This window comes from Arcobacter sp., from assembly GCF_050300555.1.
Lineage (GTDB): Bacteria > Campylobacterota > Campylobacteria > Campylobacterales > Arcobacteraceae > Arcobacter.
In genome coordinates, this window is record NZ_JBNKXY010000011.1 from 20,260 (window position 1) to 40,579 (window position 20,320).

Below are 20,320 nucleotides of genomic sequence, written 5' to 3' on the forward strand. Positions count from 1 at the left end.
AATAACAAAGCTATAATCCAAACATGAAAAAACAGCAGATAAAATTAAAAAATATATTTAAATTGATAATAGAAAATAAAAAAGATCTCCTTTGGGGGCAATTATTTACTTTCATAGCAATATGTATAAGTATTCCTATTCCTTTAATGTTGCCAGCCTTAGTTGATGAAGTTCTTTTAAATAAACCAAACTTTTTTGTAAATAATATTGATTATTTTTTCTCATCGGGAAATGCTTTTTATTATATTGCAATTGTTACAGTTGCTGTAATTTTATTAAGAATTTTTTATTTTTTATTTAGTGCGATAACTACTAAGATTTTTACTAAAATATCAAAATTTGTAACTTTTAAAATCAGAGAAACTATCTTATTACACCTAAAACAAGTAAATATGAATGAATATGAAAGTATGGGTTCAGGGGCTATTACTTCAAACTTAGTAACAGATGTAAATACACTTGATGGATTTATAATAAATGGAGCTAGCAAATTTATTTCTTCAATTTTAACTCTTATTGGTGTGTCAGTTGTTATGATAACTATACACCCCATCTTGGGACTTATGATTCTATTTATTCAACCAATTATTATACTTTTATCTAAAAAGATTTCAAAAAATGTTGGAGTTTTAAAGAAAAAAGAGAATGAAGCTGTTGAAAAATTTCAAAATAATCTGGGTGAGACTCTTGATCTTTTTGGTCAAATAAAAGCGAGCAATAAAGAAAAATACTTTTTTAATCAATCAATTAAAAATGCTTTAAATGTAAAAGAAACATCCGATGAATTCAACTTTAAAAGTGTGGCATATGAAAGATTTTCTTTTACAATTTTTCTAATTGCCTTTGAAGTTTTAAGGGCATCTGGGCTAGTTATGGTTGCCTATAGTGATTTATCAATAGGAATGATGTTTGCTATGTTTGGATATATATGGTTTATAATGACTCCTATTCAAGATATCTTATCAATTCAATACTCATATGCCAACGCAAGTGCAGCATTAAAAAGAATCAATAAAATTCTAGAACTAAATAAAGAAAATACAGGAACAATTGAATTAGATGACAATAATAATTTAGAAATATCCATAAAGAATCTATATTTTTCTTACACTGAAGATAAAGCACTTTTAAAAGATATAACTTTAGATATAAAACCAAAAGACAAAGTAGCACTTATTGGTGCAAGTGGAAGTGGGAAAACTACATTGGCTCAGATTATTTCTGGGTTTTACCATAAAAATTCTGGTGAAATTACTTATAATGGCATTAGCATAGATGAAATAAATAAAGAATCTTTGAGAAAAAATATTTTTTTAGTCCTTCAAATGCCAATTTTATTTAACAATACATTACGATTTAATATCTCTATGGATAATGAAAATATAAGTGATGAAGAAATTTTTGAGGCACTTAAAACAGCCCAATTATATGATAGTGTGCAAGATATGCCAAATGGCTTAGATACTATTCTTGGAAAACATGGAATAAGATTAAGTGGTGGTCAAAGACAAAGATTATCAATAGCTAGAATGATTGTTTCTAAAGCAAAAGTTGTAATCTTTGATGAATCAACATCAGCATTAGATGTTCATACTGAAACAAAACTATTTAACTCTTTACAGCCTATTTTAAAAGATAAAACAGTAATTACCATTGCCCATAGATTAAGTACAGTAAAAAATGCAGATAAAATTTTTGTTTTAGATAATGGGGAAATTGTACAAAGTGGAAATCACGATGAACTAGAAGATATAGAAGGACACTATCAAGATTTTATAAGAAATCAATTAATCTAAATCCAAAGTAACTGTAAACATAGCACCTTCGTAAAATATATTTTCATGGTAAAAGCTAACATTACTAGCTTCGATAGTTCCATTTTTATACTGTTTTATAATTTCATGGCACATATATAATCCTATACCTGTTCCATTTTTTTTGTGTTTAGTTGTAAAATATGGTTCAAAAACCCTTGAAATAACTTTAGAAGAAATACCACCAGCATTATCTTTAATTGTTAAAATCAGTTTACCATCTTCTTTTTTTGCATTAATAAAAAGTAATCTGTTTTTTTCAACTTCAAGTAACTCATCTTTTGCATTATTTAAAATATTTAAAATAACTTGCATAAACTCATTTTCGACACCATAAACATTTATCTCTTCAGCATCAATAAATACTTTTATATTATTTTTTTCAAATTGAGCAATTGCTAAATTATAGGTTTTATTAATGACTTCTTTTATGCAAAATAGCGTTGCTTCTTTTTTAGGATTTGTAAAGTTTGTAAAATCATTTATTGTATTAGATAAATAGTCTATTTGGGCTTTCATATCTAATGTTATACCCTTTAACTCTTCTTTTGTAAATTTTCCACTGTCAAAAGTATCCCTTACAAAATGAATTAAAAGATTGATATTATTTAAAGGTTGTCGCCATTGATGAGCAATCATTGTTAACATTTCACCCAATGCAGATTTTTTTGATTCTTCTGCAAGCATAACTTGCTGTCTTTTTGTTTTTTCCTCAAGTTCTTTTTTATATGTAACATCTCGGATAACGGCATGAATAATATTTTTTTCGTCTAAATTAAGTTTTGTTGTTCTTATTTCACAAAAAAGTTTTCTTTTATTTTTTGAAAGAAATAACCACTCGAAATTGTATGTTTGATTATTAAAAGAGACTTCTTTAAATAACTTTTCATTTGAAATAGATAATTCATTGTTAAACTGAACTTTTGGTGAAAAATCTTTTAGGCTTTTATTTATTATGCGTAGTTTATTATTATATCCTAACATTTTAACAACCGAATCATTACAATCAACTATTAAACCATCTTCAGAATATATTATAATTCCATCTGTAGATTTTTTAAATAAAGTCTCAAATATATCTTTTTGTTTTTTTAGATTTTCATTACTTTCACTTAAACTTGTAGCATAATTATTTACTAGACTATTTATTTTTGAAGTAATAAAATATAATATTACTGAAACTATCAAAATAAGCATTATGCCTACAAACAATGAAGTTTTTACACTCTCTTTTATTTTACGTTCTATTGAGATTTTAAACTCTTGCTTTTTACTCTCTAAATCATCAAAATAAAATCCACTTCCAATAATCCAATTTAAATCTTTTTGTAAATAAAAAAATGATAATTTTTTAGAAATACTATTTGTGTCAGGCTTAACATAATTGTATGTGATAAACCCCTCACCAGTATCTCTAATAATCTTTAAATATTCTTTTCTATATTTTTCCATTTCATTATTTTTATCTGTATCATTTAAATAAGTACCAGATAAACTTGGTCTTCCTTGATGAAGTAAGATTTTTCCATATCTTTCTCCACCATTTATATTAAATAAATCAATAATAAAAATATAATAACTACTTTCTGTATCAAAATAAAAAAGACTATTTATAACCTTCTTTTTAATCTCTTCATTTAATTTTTTAGTATTATTTCCTGTTAAAATTAATAGATTTAAATCTTTTAACTTTTCTGTATAAAAAAGATATTTAACCTTTTCTATTTCTATGTCTAAAAATTGTTCATATTCTCTTTTTGTATTTATTAGTTTTACACCATTAGAATCAGTTAATGTATTTAAATTTTTATTTTTAAATAGATTTTTTTCATCTAACAATACTTTATTTGTATTTAAATCAATTATAATATTTATATAATCATTTTTAAACATCTTTTTTAAAATAGGAGCTTTTATCTCACTTTTTGGATATGTATTAGTATGATTATGTAAGAAATAGTTTTCAAAATAATTAATTTTTTCTGCATTTTCTTTTATAAAATTTCTTTGTTCAGCTGTAAATTCATCAAATTTTAGTTTTATAATATTTGAAAAAAAATGAACTTTATTATAGATTTTTGTTTTTTCTTCAATTAAATAGTTTTCGGTAAACTCTTTAATATCTTGTTGGGCAGTCATATTTAACTCTTTTATATTATGAATAGTAATCAAAATAATAGAGATAAGAACAGCCAAAATTGGGATAATAATAATATACAAAGAGAAATTTTTTTTCAAAGTTTACCTCAAAAGTTAATTATTAGTATTGTATCTAATAGTATATAAAATCAAAAATTACAGCTCTGCAAGTTTTGAAACGATATATTTTGCTTCTTCTTCATCAAAATAAATATTGTTGTGTAAATCTTTAGAAATAACTTTTAGAAGTTTTGTCTTTTTCTCTACTAATGCTTCTTTATCATCTTTATTATTTTCAATTACTTCTAATATCAATCTCTCATAACCATCGACAATATCTTGTTTTGTATTAACTGTTGGTTTACTTCCTTTACTATTTTTCCCAAATTGTTTGGAAATTAAAACAAATAATGCCAAACTTACAAGTATAAATAAAATAACTGTTAGCTCATTCAAATTAACCCTTTAGTTTTAATTTCATTATAAATATTTTTAAATTAAGTTTTTGTTAAAAAAAAATTGATATATTTTCATTCAAAGGTAGTAAATGCAAGAAAAAAAAATAAACCCCAACTATATTTTGTTATCATTTATAATTTCACTAACTGCAACCCTAGGAAGTCTTTTTTTTAGTGAAATTATGCAGTTTGTTCCTTGTTCTATGTGCTGGTATCAAAGAATTTTTATGTACCCATTAGTATTTATCTTTTTGATAAATTTATTATACCCAGATGATAAGATATTTAAATACTCTTTTATTCTAATATTAATCGGGCTAGGACTAAGTATTTATCACAATTTACTTATGTTTGGTATAATATCTGAAGAGATGGTTCCTTGTGTACAAGGTGTTCCTTGTTCAACTGTTTATCTAAACTGGTTTGGTTTTATAACTATTCCACTTTTATCATTTGTTGCATATTTTTTACTTTTAATTTTGCAACTACTAATTTACAAAAATATTAAGGAAAATTAATGAAATACTTTATACCTTTAATAGCTGCTATATTTTTATTTACTGCTTGTGATGATGCTCAAACTGTTGTAAAAGAGACTCCAAGTTTTAGTGAACTAAAAGATAAAAAAAATGAACATATTTATAATTTAGTTACAACAGAAGGTAAAAAAATCACTTTAGAATATGCCCATGATATTCTTACTTCAAAAGATTTAAATGGAAAAATTGTTTTAATAAACTTCTTTGCAACATGGTGTCCCCCTTGTAAAAAAGAGATTCCTGTTTTTAACCAATTGGTAAAAAAATACCCTGATGATTTTGTAGTTTTATCAATTCTTTTCCAAGACACAATCAATATAAGTGACTTAAAAAAATTTATGCAAGATTATGAAATGACTTTTGATGTTACAGTAGGTGGAGATAATGCAAGACTTGCTAAAGCTTTTAATAATGTACAAAAAATACCTGAATCATACCTATTTACAAATGATGGAGTTTTGATTGAAAAGTTTTTAGGTGCAGTTGATGAAGAGGCTCTTGATTACCTTATTGAGAAATTAAAAAAATAAAAATATTTAAAATAACTTGTACTTTCAAGATAATTACAATACTTTTTTGGCATAATCGCGAATTAATAAATAGGGAAATAAATGCTTAAAATAAAAAATATTATCTTTTTACTTACAATAACTTTTACAACTTTTTTAAATGCAACTCAAGAAAACTTAACACAAGTTAATCCAACTCAAGTTAATTTAACACAAGATAACCCAGTTCAAGAAAATATAGAAAAAAAAGAAGTCATACAAAATAGTTATTCGCCTGATGACATTTTAATAGGATTTTATGGAAGACCATTTGCAAAATCGCTGGGAATCTTGGGTGAATATAATATTGATGAACTTACTAAAAAAATGAAAATTCTTAAAGCTGAATATGAAAAAATATCAGCTGGCACAAAAATAATACCAACATATCATATTATAAAAGATGTGGCAACTTTAGAATCTGGTAATGACAAAGATCATATTAAACCACTAAATGAAACTTTAATTATGAAATACATTAATAAAGCTCAAGAGGAAAATTTTGCAGTTATTTTAGATGTGCAATTAGGGACAATGACACCAATTGAAGCGATTAAACCAATACTCAAATTTCTAAAATATCCTAATGTTCATTTAGCTATTGACCCAGAATTCAAAATACCTGCACATAGAAAATATCCCCCTGGAAAATTTATAGGACATATCTTTGCTAAAGATGTTAATGAAGTGCAAGAAGCTATGCAAAACTATATGATTGAAAATAATATTCAAGGTAAAAGAATGCTTCTTGTTCATATGTTTTATGAAAGAATGTTAAGAAATAAAGAGAATGTAAAAAAATATGACTCTATAAACCTTACATATAATATTGATGGGCATGGAAGAGGACCAACAAAAATAAAAATCTATAACTCTTTATATAATCAAGAAGCAAATAAAATAGCTCAAGGTGGATTTAAAATTTTCTATAAAAATGATATTAAACCACTTATGACCCCTAAACAAATTTTAGGGCAAGAGCCAGTAAAAGGTGCTTTGATTTGGGCAAAACCTAATTATATAAATTATCACTAATTATTTTTTTGTTTTAAATACTCTTCTTTTATTTTTGTAGCTAGTTGATGAACTGCCATTGCGTAATAAGCACTTTTATTATAAGTTGTAATAACTTTAAAGTTTTTAGTTCCATACCAAAGTTCATCATTCTCTTTTGTTTTTAATTTAATCAAACTAACATTTCTATCATAATAAAATCTTTTTTCTGGCTCAATTCCCACTAAATCATTTCTATTGTATGAAGTTGTATATCCTGTTTTATATTTATCAAATCTATCACCTTCGTAAACTACTTTTGTGGCAACAGGCACACCTCTTTCCCATCCACTTATTCTTAAATAGTTTGCAATACTTCCAATAGCATCAACTGGTCTATCAAGTCTTACTTGCTTATTTTTATCCAAATCAACTGCTACTTTTTTAAAATTACTTGGCATAAATTGACAATATCCAATAGCTCCTGCAAAAGAACCTTTTATCTCCCTTGGATCAACATTTTCTCTTTTTGTCATTACTAAAAACTCTTCAAGCTCTTTTTTAAAAAACTTATTTCTTCTATTTTCTTTAAAAGCTAAAGTACTTAAAGTATCAAAGGTCGGATGTTTCCCCATAAAACCACCATAATTACTCTCAATACCAATAATTGCTACAATATATTCACTTGGTATTTTATACTCTTTATAAGCTTGATATAAATAGTAATTATGCTCTTTTAGAAAATCTACTCCAGCTTGAATTTTCTTTGAAGATAAAAAACTCTTACTATAATCATTCCAATAATAAGTTTTATAATCACTCTTTTTTTTCTTTGTATAAAACCATAAAGAGTCTTTTTGAACTTCCACATTTGCAAATAGTTTTGATAACTCTTTTTTATTATATTTATGCTTTTTTGCCATATAATTTTTAAATTCGTCAACATCTTTTATCTTATTGAAATCTTCAGCAAAACAAAAAGTTGTGAATATAATTATATAACTAACCAAAAACTTCACACAAGCTCCTTTTTAATTGATGTTGCAGTTAAAAATATATAATCTTTGCCTGTAATTGTAACTCTATATTTTTTTTGTTGTAAATATTTTTTACAAAATATCACATCATTGAATAGTATTGATAACTCAGAATATGAATAATTTGGAGCCTTAGCACCATAAATCATTTGAGTATCAATCCATCTACAATTTGGAAAGCCTAAGATTATAGCACCTTTATCTTCTAAATAATCTTGTACTAATGACATAAAAAATGTTTTAAAGTTTATGGTTGTACTTTGTAGTGTACCTATCGATATTATCAGGTCAAAACGACCTAAGTTTAATTTATCTAAATTATTAATATCTTCAATAAAAAAAGAGAAATTTGATTCGGGTAAATTTTTCTTAGCAATATTAATTGCTGATTCACAAAAATCAACTCCTACAAATTTAGTTTGTTTATAGTCTTTAGAAATTTGTTTTATTACTTCAAATTCATCTCCATTATTTATACCTAAATTTAAAACTCTTTTTTTAGAACTTATATCTACATTTTTTAGTGCATTTAAATAGTAATTTAAAAATGAAGCTTCTTCATTTTTGTTGATATTATCAAATATAGAATTTACTCCATATTTCTCATTTTGTTCAATTGTACTATTATGAAAAGTATTATTAATATTTAATTTCATAAATGATAATTTTACTAGCTCATCTGATATAAACTTAGGAGTTAATGGTTTACAAAATAAAATTTGAGCTAAAGAATTCCATGAATTATAACTTCTATATATGTACTCCACTCCAGCAATATTAAATTTCTCTCCACTATAAGCATCAAATGAATAATCTGGATTTAATACTTCAAATTCACAAATAAATCTATTCTCTTTATCCTTTAAATATTCTTTTAAATAATCTATTATTTCTATCATACTTTCATTTGTAAATCTTTTCATTAAACCCCTTTTATTACGCTATTTTACTAAAATAACCTTTTTAATTTATTTTAATATTTTAAATATATAATGCAAAAAAGGAAATTTATGAAAAAACTAACTGATAATGAAATTATTGAAATATTTACTACATTTACAAAAGACAAATTTTCCCTAATACTTTCAACTTCAAATAAAGAGATTGAAGCACTTACAAGTTATTCTCCATTTGTTGAAGCTAAGGGTAAATTTTATACGGTAATGAGCTCATCAATGCCACATTACAAAAATATAGAACAAACCCTAAAAGCTCATGTATTTATTATAGAAGATGAAAAAGATGCTTCACATATATTTGCAAGAAAAAGATTGTATTTTGGTGCTAATTGTAAAATAGTAGAAGGTGAAGAGTATTTTGAACTATTTGATAAAAGATATGGAGAAAGTCTAAGTTTTATTAGAACAATGAAAGATTTTAAAATAGTTGAATTAAGCCCAAAAGAAAAATCTTTAGTTTTAGGTTTTGGAGCTGCTTATTTAATGAATGAACAAGGTGAGTTGCTTCAAAAAAATATATCTCACAAATAAAAAAGTTAAGCTTATTATTTTTCTAAATAATAAGCTTTTATGATTATACCCTTACTTAATTTTTTAGAAGTTACATAGTAATTTACAGGAGTTAAAATAACATCATCTTTTATAAAATCCTTAATATAAAAAGTTGTTTCAAGTACCCTTCCTCTTGAAAAGCCTCGTACTATATACTCTTTTATTTTTGCATTCTCATTTTCAAGTTTTATTTTATTTATTAGCTCAATGTCATCTGGTGATACCACTGCAATAACTTCCAATTTAAAACTATCTGAATTTTTATGTAAAAACTCTTTTATTGTATTTTTACATTCATTAGGAAAATTTGTTTGTCCAACTTTAAAGTCATAACATTTGTATATTTCATATTTTTGAGAGTTGAAATATTTTTTTAAGGTTTTATCATCAATATCTTTTTCTGATGTTACAATTTTTTCTTTTACAACCTCTTTTATTATCTCTTTAGGTTCGCTATCTTTATAAACTACTACCTCTTTAACAACAGCTGTAGGTTTTTTCATATATAAATATCCAGCAAAAATCATCAATAATATTGCCACAAAAGAGAAAATATAAATAATAGTATTTATAGAACTTTTACCATTTTTCTCTTCCATTCTTCTTTTATTTAATTGTGCTAATTTTTCAGGAGATATTTCTTCCATTTGAATTTCAAAAGTTACTGGTTCTTCATCTTCTTTTTCATCTTCTTCTGGATATTCTTCAAGATTATTATCTTCTTTTTTGTCTTCGATTTCTAATTCTTGAACTATTTCTTCTTGTTCTTCTTGTTCATTTTCTTCAATAACTTCAACATCTTCAATTATCTCTTTTTTTTCAATAGTACTATCTTTGGTTCCTGCTTGTGTTTTTTCTCTAAGTTTTTTTTCAATCTCTTCTTGAGTCATAGTTTCACCTAAAGCAGCTTTTAACTTTTCAATTTCTAATACTCTTTCTTCCATCTTAGACCTTATTCTTCATCACTATTTTTTTCTCGAGAATTTCTTTCTTGCCTATCATGCTTTTTATGATTCATCTTATCCAAAAATGCCGAAGTTAAAATTGAACCAGGTATTGCATAAAATGCAATTCCAAATACTCCTAAAAAAGTAGCCAAAATTCTTCCCATTCCAGTTATTGGATACATATCACCATATCCAACAGTTGTAAATGTTACAATCGACCACCATAAAGAGTCCAACATACTTTTAAAAACCATCGGTTGAACATCATGTTCAAAATAAAAAACCAATGGAGCTATCGTAAATAGTATTATAACAGAAGCAATTAAAATAAATATAAACTCTTCTTTTTTTTCTGTAACTATTTGTGCTAGTATATTATCAAATTCTATAAATTTTGCAAGTCTAAAGAGCTTAAATATTCTTAGGATTCTCAATGTTCTTAAAAAAGCTAAATCAATATTTAAAAAAGATAGATAAAATGGAAGTAATACTAATAAATCAATAATCATAAAAGGAGTAAACATATATCTAAGTCTCTTACGATTGTTCAAATAATTAATACTATACAGTCTTGAAATATATTCAACTGTAAAAATGATAATACTAATCATATTAATCATATCAAACATATTTTTATATGGTTGTAAAGACTCTTCAGTTTCTAAAAATAAAACAAGAATACTAACAAAAATATTAATATATATAATTACTTGAACAAACATCCCATATTTATGGGTATTTGGTTTTTCTAATATTTCATGGAGATTTTTCTTTAATTCCATTATTAATCCTCTTTTATAAACTCTTGTCCTGGCTTCCAATCAATATAAACTGAATCTTTTACTTCACTATGTGGAGCTTTTATAAATACAGCTTTAAAAGGCTTTTCACTCTCATTTATAAACATATGAGATTCACCAAGTTCACATTGTAAATAATCACCTTTTTTAATTACTACTTTTACTCCATCAAGATAAACACTGCATTCACCTTCTAAAACAAAAAATGACTCTTCTTGGAAAACATGTTTATGACAAGGGTGTTCTTCCCCTACTCCAATAACAACAACTCCCATATCAACCATAAGACCTTTGGTAAGATATTTTGGTCCATGTGTTCCATATCTATATTCATGTTCGTTTTCATTTGTTAGCTTCATCTATACTCCTGGTGCTTTCCACATAGAATTAGCTAAGCCTAAATCAACCAATTCTAATTGTTTTTCATAAATTTTAATCCACTTATTTTTTATATCATCATATTTTTTTTTATTTTCCATATTTGGTAAATACTCTTTATCCCAAACAATCAACTCTTTTGAAGCTTCACTTAGTGATTTAAAAACTCCAGCACCAACACCTGCTGCCATTGCAGCACCTAGTGCTGTAGCTTCTGTAACTTTTGGTATTTTTATTTTACATCCTGTTACATCTGCTAATATTTGAGGCCAAAGTTTTCCTTTACTTGCCCCTCCAGCAAAAACTATTTCAGAGAATTTAAGATTTGTAAAATTTTCCACTTTTTCCAAATTTATAGCACTTACAATAGACGCATTTTCTTGTAAACTTCTAAACATGGAAGCCTTATTGCAAACGCTTGGGTCAATGCTTAAATTTATAAAACTTGGACTTGCATGGTACCATTTACCATACTTCATAGAATCAGAAAATATTGGCATTATTCCATGTGAACCTACAGGTACACCCTTTGCTTTATTCTCCAATATTTCATATATATCGATATTTTGTTCTTTTGCTTGTAGTTTTTCCATATCACAAAAGGCATCCCTAAACCATCTCATAATAAGCCCAGAAAAAAAAGTAATTCCTTCTGCTTGAGATTGACTTGGAATAACATGGGGATTTACTCTTAGACTCATATCTTGGGGAGGATTTATATCCTTTGAAATATTTACAATTTGTTGCCAAAAAGAGCCACCTAAAACTGCCACTTGACCAACTTCAACAACACCAAGTCCGGCAGAGCCTAACTGTACATCTCCTCCACCCATCACAACTTTTGTATTAGTTGATAATCCAGTTTCTATAGAAGCCTTCTCATTTACACTTCCTATAACTGTTCCAACTTCATAACAAGGAGGGAAAATATTATCTTTCAATCCGATTCTTTTAGCTTGTGACTCATCCCAAGTTCTATTTTTTAGTGAAAATATACCAGTAGTCCCACCATTACTTGGGTCACTTGCAATTACACCACTAAGTTTTGCTAAAATCCAATCTCCTATCATGGAGATTTTTGCAACTTTTTCATAGGTCTTTGGTCTATTATTTTTAAGCCATAAAATACGAGGAAGAGCTCCTAAGGCAAAGGTTTGACCAGAAGATTTATAAAACTCTTCTTCAATTCCTTCAAAGTTTTCTTTTAAATATTTAACTTCTTTTGATGCTCTTGCATCTACATTTGCTACACCCCATAGTTCATTACCAAAAGCATCATATAAAACAATACCTTCTCTCATACTTGTTGAACTTAAAGCTAAAATGTCATTTGGATTTATGTTTGCAGTTTCAATTGCTTCTTTTATACACTCTATACAAAGTAACCAATTTGTATCAAAATCAAAGCTCATACTATTTGCGACGCCCTCTTCTTCAAGGTGAGTCCATTCCCTTTGACCTACACTAATTTGTTTTCCCATAGTATCAAATATAACAGCACGAACACTTCCTGTCCCTGCATCAATGGCCATTAAATATTTCACCATATTCTCCCACTAAGATAAAATTGACAATCGCCATTTATATTTATATACAAAATTTATCAAACTCTCTTATTTCTTTTAGAATAAATTATATCATATAATTATAATAAACAAATTATAAAATTTAAGTCTACTTAAAGAATAATAGACATACTATATACTAAAAAGAGTCGTAAAAATGGATTTTTGGGATAATTTTAAAAAAGATGAACAAAAACTTATTGCCCATAGAGGAGTAAGGTCAGGAGAAGCAGAAAAAAGAAAATAGTCACTACCTTTTACCTTTTCACTTGCCCCTTCCATTTTCAATATTTCAAGAAACTTATCACTTCGTGATAGCACTTTTTGCTAGTTTTGCTTGCTCTAGTTCCCAGTATTCCATCTCAAAACTATCTTTTTCACTTATACTTACAAAGCCACCTAATTTTTCAGCTTTTAAAACAGCACTAATAGTATGGCTTACTATGTCATTTATAATACTTGCTTCTTTTTCATCTTTTCCAAAACAAACTACTCCAAACTCTTTTATTACGGCGTAATTTGGGGCAGGATTTAGACAAATTTCATCTTTTGCGTACCTATCAAAATATGCTTTGTACTCTTTTTTATACTCATCAACTGCATTTTGTATATCACTATTTTCCAATACTAAAGGAATCTTTTTAGTTCTAATAATATGCTCAGGAGTTAAAACTCCTTTTGTAACACCATCTTTAAGATTGCTTTGAGAAGCATAATATATAGCCTCTTCGTTTTGATTTACTTTTAGAACTACCTCATAACCTTTTTCTTTAGAAATGATAGTTTTAAGTTCATCCAAATCAAAACCTTTTGCTTGTAAATTTGGTATTTCAACTTTTGCATTATCTTCTAAAAACTTCTCTGCTAAACTAACAGCAGCTATCATTTTGTCATAAGATTTTTTTGCATCATCATCAAAGGTAAAAATTCCATGATTATGTAAAATAATTCCATCACTATTTTTCCAATCATAATCCTTAGCCATCTCATAAATAGTACGCGCTAAAATAAAACCTGGCATAACATAAGGGATAATTAAAAAGTTTGGAAAAACTTTTTTGATATTTTCTATTCCATTTTTATTGTTTGATATTGTAACCACTGCATCAGCGTGCGTATGGTCAACAAACTTAAAAGGAATAATAGCATGAAGTATTGCTTCAACTGAAGGGTTTGGTGCACTTTTATCAATCATTGCTGCTTTTTGTTGTGATACCATATCACTATCACTTAAGCTTTCAAGTTTTGCCATTTCTATTAAAGTGTCAAGTTTAACAGGAGCAAAGCCCTCTTTTTCAATACTTACCAAGTCCCAACCACTTCCTTTTACATAAAGGATATCTTCACCATCTACCTTTGATTTTACAGAAGTATTTCCACCTCCATGAAGAACAAGTTCATCACTTCTACCTAATAAATTTGAAGTAAAAACTCTTAGTTCTAAATCACTTTTATACTTTTGTGCTTCTTCATCTGTCCATAAATTTTTCAAACTAATACCTTAAATTATTTCTAAATCATCACTGTATTTATCTTTACAGTATGGCTCAAAAGTTGCTTTATAGTGTTTATAGTGTGCAGTTGTTTTATGTCCTTCTAAGGACTCTTCATCTTCCCAAGCTTCAACAACAACAAACTTTGCAGGGTTTTCTTTTAATTGATAAATTTCATATGATAAACATCCCTTTTCATTTTTTGAAGGCTCAACCATAGTTTTTAATAAATCTTTCATCTGTTTAATACAATCATCTTTTGCTATAAATGTAACTTTTTTTATAATACTCATAATATCTCCAATTGTTTAGTTAATAGTTTTCATTTTATTATATTTTGACTTAATAACTAAAAATGAAATTTAAGAATATATTTCTATTATAAGTAGCTATAATATCAAAATAAATATAGGAGTTAATTATGATTAAATTAGTAGCAACACTTCTTATATCTTTTCTTACATTAAATGCAGCAAGCATCAATTGGGAAAAGGATTATGACAGTGCAATCCAAAAAGCAAAAAAAGAAAACAAACCAATTTTTGTGATGGTTAGTTCACCAACTTGTCCAGAGTGTAATTATATGAAAAAACATGTTTTTACAAAAGATGAAGTTAAAAACTATGTCAACAAAAACTTTGTTTCTTATCAGTTTGATATTAGTGATACAAATATTCCTGAACAAATGCAATTTTGGGGAATACCAAGATTTTATTTTTCAAAAGATGGAAAAAATGTTTACAACAAAACAATGGGTGGATTAAAAATAGACAAATTTATGACCCTTGTAAAAGAGAGTAAAAAATGAAAAAGATATTTCTTCTAATTTTTAGCTTTACTTTACTTTTTTCATTTGACCAAACACAACTTGAAAAATTTAAAAAAACATCTATTTGTGAAGAGTGTGATTTAACAAATGCTGATTTATCGGGTATGGATTTTGGAAAGGCAAATTTAGCAGGCTCAAACTTAAGTGGTGCAAATCTTTCTAAATCAAACTTTGCAAGGGCAACCTTTTGGGGGACAAAACTTGAGAATGTAAAAGCAAATGATTCTAACTTTTTTAAAGTAAATTTTGAAAGTTCTGTTATAAAAGATTCAAATTTTGATAGAAGTATATTAAAAGGTGCAAATCTTCAACTATCAGAATTATCAAACATATCATTTGTTGAAACAAACCTATGGGGAGTCCAATTTAATGAAGCAACTATTGATAATGTTAATTTTTCATCTTCTAGAATTGCAGAAGCTAAATTTGTAGATATAGATTTAACTAAATCTAACCTATCTGATGTATTAGCATTTGGTGCAGTTTTTGAAAGGGCAACATTGTTAAAAAAAGATTGTGATTATTTAAAAGGCGAAGAAGTAAAATTTAAAGAGAGTACTTGTAAATAAAAGATACTTTTAAAGTATCTTTTATAACTCTGACTCGATTAGTTTTTCTAAGTTTTCACCACTTAAATCCTGAAGTGGTTTTTTATTTACAAAAAATGTAGGTGTACCTCTAACATTTAATGCTCTTGCATCACTTAAATCTTGTTCAATGATTTTATCATACATAATATTTTCCATACTTTGAGACAATTTTTTCATATCTAATAAGTATGATTTTTCTAAAACAATCCATAATTTTCTTGGATCAACTCCATGGTCATTTATCCATTGACTTTGTGTATTATACATCAACTCTAAAGTCTCTTTGAAAAGGTTTTGTTCCCTTGCTCCTTCTAACATTTTTACAGCATAGTTTGCATTTGCATGGAAAGGTGCATATCTTAATACTAACTTTATATTATCTTTATGTTTTGCCAAAATACTTTTTACAAATGGATAATAGTACGCACAAGTTCCACAAGCTGGGTCAAAGAACTCTACTAATTGAACTTTGGCATCCTTTGAACCAATTACTAAAGAATAATCCCTTTGTAATAATTCAGCATTTTCATTTGATATTTTTACATTTGTAGTTTTTTTATTTTCTTTATAAAAATAACCACCTATAAGAAATAATCCAACTAAAACAACAATTGATATTAAAACGACTTTTTTATTTTGCATTTTTTCTCCTAAATTTTCGTATTCTAATATTTTTTCATTAATGAAAGATAAATAATTTTTTTAAAAATCAAAATTATACTAATAAAAACTTAGTTTTTATGGAATAAAAAAATTTAAAAGTTATATACCATATAATACAAAAATGTTTTATATTGATTATAAATTTAAATAATAGGTATTGGACGAATACAATTTCTTGCATTTAATTTTTATTTTAGATATACTGTTTTTATGAAGATGGTTTCGAGTTTCATCTTTGGCTTTTTTTTATTGACAACTTTTTTGCTGTACAAATAATCTACCATAAAGAACACTCAAATTTATATTTTCTACAAGCTTTAGTAATAAAGTATTTTAAACAACAAAGGAAACTGCATGGCAGATTTAGTAAACGGAACAGTAAAATGGTTCAATAGCGAAAAAGGTTTTGGATTTATCGAACAAGAAAATGGTGGAAAAGATGTATTCGTACATTATAGACAAATTAACAGTACTGGATACGGTAGAGTATCTTTAAATGAAGGTCAAAAAGTAACTTTCGAAGTAGCTGAAGGTCAAAAAGGTCCACAAGCTGAAAATGTAACAGCTTTATAATAATAAATTTATTTACTATTATATTAAAGGTTAGTCAAAAGACTAACCTTTTTTTATCTCCTTTTTCCCTATATTTTTTAAGTTTATTTTAATAAAACTCTTAAAAAATAGTTTTTAATTTAAAATTATGTTTCTTTTTGAAACACTGATTGGATTTTTTTTATAAATTCTTAATTTTTTTTAAATTTTAAATCTATTATATACTTTTTTTCTCTACACTTGCATCTTCAATTATAATCTAAAGGGGAAAGAATGATTTTTGAAACTGCTGATTTATGTGATGATAACCAAGATAAAAAAATACAAGTACTATCAAATGAATATAAAAATTATGGTGGATTAAAAAAATGTGCAGGAGAGATTGTTACAATTAAACTTGATAAAAGTAATTGGGAACTATTAGAAATGCTAAGAGATGAAGATGGTGAAGGGAAAGTTGTAGTTGTTGACAATGCAAGATATTTTTATGGTGTAGTTGGCGATAAACTAATGGCATATGCGAAAAAAAATAACTGGCAAGCAATAATTATAAATGGATATGTTAGAGATGTAGCATATACAAAAGATATTGATGTTGCTTTATATGCAATTGGAACTTGTCCATTAAGAAACTTTGAAAAAACAATTTCATCAAGAGGAAATCAATTAAGCTTTGGTGGAGTTACATTTAATCAGGGTGATTATTTATATGCAGACTTAGATGGAGTAATTATTTCTAAAGATAAACTAATCTAATGCGGAGAGAGTTTAAAAGCTCTCCCAATCATTATCTTTTGCATTAGCACTTTTTTCAAAATTATCTTTTAATTTTTTCATTTTTTTTCTTTTTCTTGGCTTCACATCATCTTTACCAATAAACTCTTTTGCATTTGCATTACTAACTACAAGTTTAGATATTTCATCTGTTATCATTGCTATTTCATTTGATTCAGCAGCAACGGTTGCATTTTCTTGTGTTTGTCTATCCAAAGTTGTTATGGTGTCATTTATTTGCTCAATACCATGTAGTTGTTCTTTACTTGCCATTTCGATATCTGAAATTAAATTTATAGTTTGTGATATATTATTATTTAAATTTTTATAACCATTAATCATATTATCTGCAATATTTTTACCCTCATTTGCTTTTAACGTAGCTTGTTCAACTATTCCTTTTATCTCACGTGCCGCTTCAGCACTTCTATTTGCTAGATTTCTAACTTCTTGAGCAACAACTGCAAATCCTTTACCAGCTTCTCCTGCTGTTGCTGCTTCAACGGCTGCATTAAGTGAAAGTATATTTGTTTGAAAAGCAATTTGGTCTATTACTGTAATTGCTTCATTTATTGAAGTTACTTGTTTATTTATTTCATCCATAGCTATAGTAGTTTTATTCGCTAAGTCTTCACCTTCGTTTGCAGATTTTGTAACATCATTAGATAACTGTGCCATTTTTTGGATATTTTCTGTATTATGTCTAATATTTCCAGTGATTTGGTCAACAGCAGCAGCTGTTTCTTCAAGTGAAGCAGCTGCTTCACTTGAACTTAGATTTAATTTATTTACATTAACAAGTAACATATCAGAAGTTTCATCTAACGTTAATCCATTTCTTTTGTTTTCTACTAAAATACTTGTTATAGAATCTCCAAGATTATTTACACCAATTGCAAGTCTTAATAAATGCTCTTTTAAATTTTCAGTTTTTACTTTTTCCATATAATTATGTTGTGTGTATTGTTCTAAGATATTTAGTATATTTGAAATATTGTTTTCTAAATTATCTCCCATATTATTTAATACATTTTTCAATTCATTTAATGCTGGATTATTAGAATTATTAGTAATTCTTTGAGATAAATCTCCATTTTCAAAATCACCTAAAACTTTTACTGTTTCAGCAATCAATACTTTGTCTTTTTCAATTGTCTCATTTGTTTTTTTAATATTCTCATTTACAACTACTGACATTCTTGAAATTTCATCATTACCTCTTTCATCAAGATACTCTATATTTAAAATTTCATTATTCAAATATTTAAAAAATCCTAAAAGTCCACCTTGAAATTTATTTAATGGTCTAATGACAAAACTATTTAACAGTACAATAGATATAAGTATTGTCAAAAGTAATACAACAAAAGCAATTACAGATAATATTATATTTAAATGTACAGTAGATTCAAATGCTTCGTCGCTACTAATTTCAGCCACAACAGCCCACTTGGTGCCTAAAATATTTAAAGTATCAAAGGAGCTTAATACTTCATATCCTTCTTTATTAATTATATTTTCATGGCTTTTTCCTAATTTTAAAGCATCTTGCGTAGCTTTAGTTTTCACTTCATAAAAAGATACTGTAGTTCCAGAACTTTTAACATTTGATTCGTTTACACTATTTATAAATCTATAGTTATTTCTCATCTTATAGTCGCTTCCAACTAAAAAAGTATTACCTGTTTTCCCTAGACCTGACTCTTCAAACTTATTTTTAAAATTCATAATTAAGTCAATTTGTGATACTGCTAATTGGAATATCAAGTTACCAATTCTTTTACCTTTTTTAAATACAGGTGTTGCTACAAATGCTACTGGAGAGTTATAACTTGGTAAGTATGTTTTAAAATCTGAAAATATAACTTCGCCTATATTTAAATCATTTGATTTTTTGTTTATTTCTGCAAGTGCAGTATTTGAATAAGGACCTGAATTTAAATTTGTCGCAAAATCTTTTTCTTTACTTGTAGAATAAACAACATAGCCATTTTTATCAACTAAATAAATATCATATAAATTGAACTTCTTTAACATAATATTAAAGGTTTCATGATATTTCTCATGGTTCATTGTATAAGTTGCTGCTAGTGCTGTTTCATTTGGCATATCATTTTTTTTACCAATTTCAGCTTCATTTTTTACTATATAGATATATTGAGCCAATATTCCATTATTTGTTTTTGGAAGATACTCTTCCAGAGTTTTTTTTGATTCAACATTTGAAAGATTAAAATTTATCTTATTTATATATTGACTTTCATAATGTTCAACCAATTCTTTTTTTATTATATTCATATCTTTTTTTAGTACTAAATCAATATCATTTTTTACATCTTCTTCTATTACTTTAAAAAATCTAGAAAAATAATATAATCCTTCAGATGTAGTATTACTATTTGCAACTGAAATAATCAATCCAGATATGGTATTGAAATAATCTTCTAAGTGCTGTTTTTTTGACACAACTAAAGAATCCAATTGTGCAAATTTCTCTTTTTTTGCAGATTTAAAACTTTCATTCAAGCTCACTAAAAGCAATATGACAGATAACATCACCAAACTTGTTATAATTAAACCTATTAATTTACTTTTGATAGAAATATTCTTCATATACAATTTCCTCTAATTTATTTTTCTGATACTAACAAAAAAAAATTACATAAAATGTTAACTAGCTGTTACCATTT

The 20,320-nt window shown here is 26.5% G+C and carries 21 protein-coding genes; 9 read left to right on the forward strand and 12 right to left on the reverse strand.

The annotated features are described in order from the left end of the window. Nucleotides 1-23: 23 nt before the first annotated feature. Nucleotides 24-1,796 (forward strand): ABC transporter ATP-binding protein, encoded by a 1,773-nt coding sequence (locus tag ACQY5W_RS09295; RefSeq protein WP_428024683.1) that lies wholly within the window; start codon nt 24-26, stop codon nt 1,794-1,796. Here the strand turns inward: ACQY5W_RS09295 and ACQY5W_RS09300 are convergent. Continuing rightward, a complete protein-coding gene (locus ACQY5W_RS09300; protein ID WP_428024684.1) occupies nt 1,788-4,052 on the reverse strand; it encodes a cache domain-containing protein in 2,265 nt (754 codons plus the stop codon). The genes ACQY5W_RS09295 and ACQY5W_RS09300 overlap by 9 nt on opposite strands. A gap of 57 nt (nt 4,053-4,109) precedes the next feature. Further along, nucleotides 4,110-4,409 (reverse strand): hypothetical protein, encoded by a 300-nt coding sequence (locus tag ACQY5W_RS09305; protein WP_428024685.1) that lies wholly within the window; start codon nt 4,407-4,409, stop codon nt 4,110-4,112. Nucleotides 4,410-4,500: 91 nt separating this feature from the next. Here ACQY5W_RS09305 and ACQY5W_RS09310 point away from each other — a divergent pair, with 91 nt between their 5' ends. The 3 genes from ACQY5W_RS09310 (at nt 4,501) to ACQY5W_RS09320 (ending at nt 6,533) form a co-directional block, all read left to right on the forward strand. Beyond that, nucleotides 4,501-4,929, forward strand: a complete 429-nt coding sequence (locus ACQY5W_RS09310) for a disulfide oxidoreductase (protein ID WP_428024686.1) — start codon at nt 4,501-4,503, stop codon at nt 4,927-4,929. After that, the gene (locus ACQY5W_RS09315) at nt 4,929-5,480 is read left to right on the forward strand and encodes a TlpA family protein disulfide reductase (protein WP_428024687.1); all 552 of its coding nucleotides are present in this window, start codon (nt 4,929-4,931) and stop codon (nt 5,478-5,480) included. The genes ACQY5W_RS09310 and ACQY5W_RS09315 overlap by 1 nt, the downstream gene beginning before the upstream one ends. Before the next feature lie 81 nt (nt 5,481-5,561). Continuing rightward, entirely contained in the window at nt 5,562-6,533 is a 972-nt protein-coding gene (locus tag ACQY5W_RS09320; protein ID WP_428024688.1) for a hypothetical protein, read from the forward strand. On the opposite strand, the gene ACQY5W_RS09325 is transcribed toward ACQY5W_RS09320, so the two are convergent. Then, on the reverse strand, nt 6,530-7,510 hold the full coding sequence (locus ACQY5W_RS09325; protein ID WP_428024689.1) for a lytic murein transglycosylase: 981 nt from the start codon (nt 7,508-7,510) through the stop codon (nt 6,530-6,532). The genes ACQY5W_RS09320 and ACQY5W_RS09325 overlap by 4 nt on opposite strands. Next, a complete protein-coding gene (locus ACQY5W_RS09330) occupies nt 7,507-8,451 on the reverse strand; it encodes a class I SAM-dependent methyltransferase (RefSeq protein WP_428024690.1) in 945 nt (314 codons plus the stop codon). Before ACQY5W_RS09330 ends, ACQY5W_RS09325 begins: the two co-directional genes overlap by 4 nt. Before the next feature lie 87 nt (nt 8,452-8,538). Between ACQY5W_RS09330 and ACQY5W_RS09335 the strand changes: the two genes are divergently transcribed. After that, complete coding sequence (locus tag ACQY5W_RS09335) at nt 8,539-9,018, forward strand: hypothetical protein (RefSeq protein ID WP_428024691.1); 480 nt, start codon at nt 8,539-8,541, stop codon at nt 9,016-9,018. Nucleotides 9,019-9,032: 14 nt separating this feature from the next. Here ACQY5W_RS09335 and ACQY5W_RS09340 read toward each other — a convergent pair whose 3' ends face one another. The 6 genes from ACQY5W_RS09340 to ACQY5W_RS09365 form a co-directional block, all read right to left on the reverse strand. Continuing rightward, the gene (locus tag ACQY5W_RS09340; RefSeq protein ID WP_428024692.1) at nt 9,033-9,983 is read right to left on the reverse strand and encodes a hypothetical protein; all 951 of its coding nucleotides are present in this window, start codon (nt 9,981-9,983) and stop codon (nt 9,033-9,035) included. Nucleotides 9,984-9,991: 8 nt separating this feature from the next. Beyond that, complete coding sequence (locus tag ACQY5W_RS09345; RefSeq protein ID WP_428024693.1) at nt 9,992-10,768, reverse strand: ion transporter; 777 nt, start codon at nt 10,766-10,768, stop codon at nt 9,992-9,994. Between the two features lie 2 nt (nt 10,769-10,770). Further along, nucleotides 10,771-11,145, reverse strand: a complete 375-nt coding sequence (locus tag ACQY5W_RS09350; protein WP_428024694.1) for a cupin domain-containing protein — start codon at nt 11,143-11,145, stop codon at nt 10,771-10,773. Then, nucleotides 11,146-12,711, reverse strand: a complete 1,566-nt coding sequence (gene lsrK, locus ACQY5W_RS09355; RefSeq protein ID WP_428024695.1) for an autoinducer-2 kinase — start codon at nt 12,709-12,711, stop codon at nt 11,146-11,148. A gap of 322 nt (nt 12,712-13,033) precedes the next feature. Next, nucleotides 13,034-14,221 (reverse strand): class II aldolase/adducin family protein, encoded by a 1,188-nt coding sequence (locus ACQY5W_RS09360; RefSeq protein ID WP_428024696.1) that lies wholly within the window; start codon nt 14,219-14,221, stop codon nt 13,034-13,036. A 9-nt stretch (nt 14,222-14,230) separates the two neighbouring features. Continuing rightward, a complete protein-coding gene (locus ACQY5W_RS09365; protein ID WP_428024697.1) occupies nt 14,231-14,515 on the reverse strand; it encodes a putative quinol monooxygenase in 285 nt (94 codons plus the stop codon). 128 nt (nt 14,516-14,643) lie between these two features. Between ACQY5W_RS09365 and ACQY5W_RS09370 the strand changes: the two genes are divergently transcribed. Together ACQY5W_RS09370 and ACQY5W_RS09375 are read left to right on the forward strand one after the other, a co-directional pair. Next, nucleotides 14,644-15,030: a thioredoxin family protein gene (locus tag ACQY5W_RS09370; RefSeq protein ID WP_428024698.1), complete on the forward strand. Its 387-nt coding sequence runs from the start codon at nt 14,644-14,646 to the stop codon at nt 15,028-15,030. Then, nucleotides 15,027-15,620 (forward strand): pentapeptide repeat-containing protein, encoded by a 594-nt coding sequence (locus ACQY5W_RS09375; protein ID WP_428024699.1) that lies wholly within the window; start codon nt 15,027-15,029, stop codon nt 15,618-15,620. The genes ACQY5W_RS09370 and ACQY5W_RS09375 overlap by 4 nt, the downstream gene beginning before the upstream one ends. A 21-nt stretch (nt 15,621-15,641) precedes the next feature. Here the strand turns inward: ACQY5W_RS09375 and ACQY5W_RS09380 are convergent, their stop codons facing one another. After that, nucleotides 15,642-16,283 (reverse strand): DsbA family protein, encoded by a 642-nt coding sequence (locus ACQY5W_RS09380; protein WP_428024700.1) that lies wholly within the window; start codon nt 16,281-16,283, stop codon nt 15,642-15,644. 375 nt (nt 16,284-16,658) lie between these two features. Between ACQY5W_RS09380 and ACQY5W_RS09385 the strand changes: the two genes are divergently transcribed. Next, nucleotides 16,659-16,877 (forward strand): cold-shock protein, encoded by a 219-nt coding sequence (locus ACQY5W_RS09385; protein WP_013135109.1) that lies wholly within the window; start codon nt 16,659-16,661, stop codon nt 16,875-16,877. A 252-nt stretch (nt 16,878-17,129) separates the two neighbouring features. After that, nucleotides 17,130-17,612 (forward strand): S-adenosylmethionine--2-demethylmenaquinone methyltransferase, encoded by a 483-nt coding sequence (locus ACQY5W_RS09390; RefSeq protein WP_428024701.1) that lies wholly within the window; start codon nt 17,130-17,132, stop codon nt 17,610-17,612. A 12-nt stretch (nt 17,613-17,624) separates the two neighbouring features. Here the strand turns inward: ACQY5W_RS09390 and ACQY5W_RS09395 are convergent, their stop codons facing one another. Then, nucleotides 17,625-20,243, reverse strand: coding sequence for a methyl-accepting chemotaxis protein (locus tag ACQY5W_RS09395; RefSeq protein WP_428024702.1), 2,619 nt, complete (start codon nt 20,241-20,243; stop codon nt 17,625-17,627). Between the last annotated feature and the right edge of the window lie 77 nt (nt 20,244-20,320).

Excerpts from the sequence above, each read along its gene's own strand:
- ACQY5W_RS09295 (WP_428024683.1), top strand. The coding sequence starts at position 24 with ATGAAAAAACAGCAGATAAAATTAAAAAATATATTTAAATTGATAATA.
- ACQY5W_RS09310 (WP_428024686.1), top strand. The coding sequence starts at position 4,501 with ATGCAAGAAAAAAAAATAAACCCCAACTATATTTTGTTATCATTTATA.
- ACQY5W_RS09315 (WP_428024687.1), top strand. The coding sequence starts at position 4,929 with ATGAAATACTTTATACCTTTAATAGCTGCTATATTTTTATTTACTGCT.
- ACQY5W_RS09320 (WP_428024688.1), top strand. The coding sequence starts at position 5,562 with ATGCTTAAAATAAAAAATATTATCTTTTTACTTACAATAACTTTTACA.
- ACQY5W_RS09330 (WP_428024690.1), bottom strand. The coding sequence starts at position 8,451 with ATGAAAAGATTTACAAATGAAAGTATGATAGAAATAATAGATTATTTA.
- ACQY5W_RS09335 (WP_428024691.1), top strand. The coding sequence starts at position 8,539 with ATGAAAAAACTAACTGATAATGAAATTATTGAAATATTTACTACATTT.
- ACQY5W_RS09340 (WP_428024692.1), bottom strand. The coding sequence starts at position 9,983 with ATGGAAGAAAGAGTATTAGAAATTGAAAAGTTAAAAGCTGCTTTAGGT.
- ACQY5W_RS09345 (WP_428024693.1), bottom strand. The coding sequence starts at position 10,768 with ATGGAATTAAAGAAAAATCTCCATGAAATATTAGAAAAACCAAATACC.
- ACQY5W_RS09350 (WP_428024694.1), bottom strand. The coding sequence starts at position 11,145 with ATGAAGCTAACAAATGAAAACGAACATGAATATAGATATGGAACACAT.
- lsrK (WP_428024695.1), bottom strand. The coding sequence starts at position 12,711 with ATGGTGAAATATTTAATGGCCATTGATGCAGGGACAGGAAGTGTTCGT.
- ACQY5W_RS09365 (WP_428024697.1), bottom strand. The coding sequence starts at position 14,515 with ATGAGTATTATAAAAAAAGTTACATTTATAGCAAAAGATGATTGTATT.
- ACQY5W_RS09370 (WP_428024698.1), top strand. The coding sequence starts at position 14,644 with ATGATTAAATTAGTAGCAACACTTCTTATATCTTTTCTTACATTAAAT.
- ACQY5W_RS09375 (WP_428024699.1), top strand. The coding sequence starts at position 15,027 with ATGAAAAAGATATTTCTTCTAATTTTTAGCTTTACTTTACTTTTTTCA.
- ACQY5W_RS09380 (WP_428024700.1), bottom strand. The coding sequence starts at position 16,283 with ATGCAAAATAAAAAAGTCGTTTTAATATCAATTGTTGTTTTAGTTGGA.
- ACQY5W_RS09385 (WP_013135109.1), top strand. The coding sequence starts at position 16,659 with ATGGCAGATTTAGTAAACGGAACAGTAAAATGGTTCAATAGCGAAAAA.
- ACQY5W_RS09390 (WP_428024701.1), top strand. The coding sequence starts at position 17,130 with ATGATTTTTGAAACTGCTGATTTATGTGATGATAACCAAGATAAAAAA.
- ACQY5W_RS09395 (WP_428024702.1), bottom strand. The coding sequence starts at position 20,243 with ATGAAGAATATTTCTATCAAAAGTAAATTAATAGGTTTAATTATAACA.